The sequence below is a fragment of the Bartonella sp. AA83SXKL genome (genome assembly GCF_042196965.1).
In the GTDB taxonomy this organism is placed as follows: Bacteria; Pseudomonadota; Alphaproteobacteria; order Rhizobiales; family Rhizobiaceae; genus Bartonella.
In genome coordinates this window covers 1-527 of sequence record NZ_JBHIRG010000354.1, presented here as the reverse complement: position 1 = coordinate 527, position 527 = coordinate 1, and the positions used below count along the sequence as shown (strand labels likewise).

The window sequence follows — 527 nt, the reverse complement described above, 5'->3', positions numbered from 1 at the left end:
GAAAGTGGAGGCAATCCGAATGCAAGGAATCCCCGTTCTTCTGCGGGTGGGTTGTATCAATTTATAGACAGCACCGCCAAACAATATGGTTTGCAGGATCGTTTTGATCCCATGCAAGCGGCAGATGCCATGGGGCGGTTGACGCTTGATAATCGCAATCATTTAAGCCGCCTTTTGGGAAGAGCGCCTAGTGAAGCGGAATTGTATTTAGCCCATCAACAAGGGGCAGGAGGAGCCGCGCGGCTTCTTCAAAATCCCCATGCCAATGCGGCGCAAATTGTTGGGAGCAATGCGGTTGGCTTGAATGGTGGAAACAACGCTATGCGTGCAAGTGATTTTGTCAACCGTGTATTACAGATGTATGGTGGGCAGCCTCATAGAGCAAGTCCTACAGCGCATGGTGGCATTAGAAATAGAGACAACTTGTTAGAGGTTTTAAGGGCATTATTAGCATCACAAGAAGAGGCTTCGGAAGAAGAAGAGAGTGATGATGATGATAATCCTTTGATGACGCAATTCATGCGGGC

1 protein-coding gene is annotated in these 527 nt (G+C 48.4%); it reads left to right on the top strand.

Annotation, left to right across the window (positions count from 1 at the left end; genetic code table 11):
• On the top strand, nt 1–527 hold a 527-nt coding region (locus ACFINO_RS11595; RefSeq protein WP_375656000.1), incomplete at both ends, for a transglycosylase SLT domain-containing protein.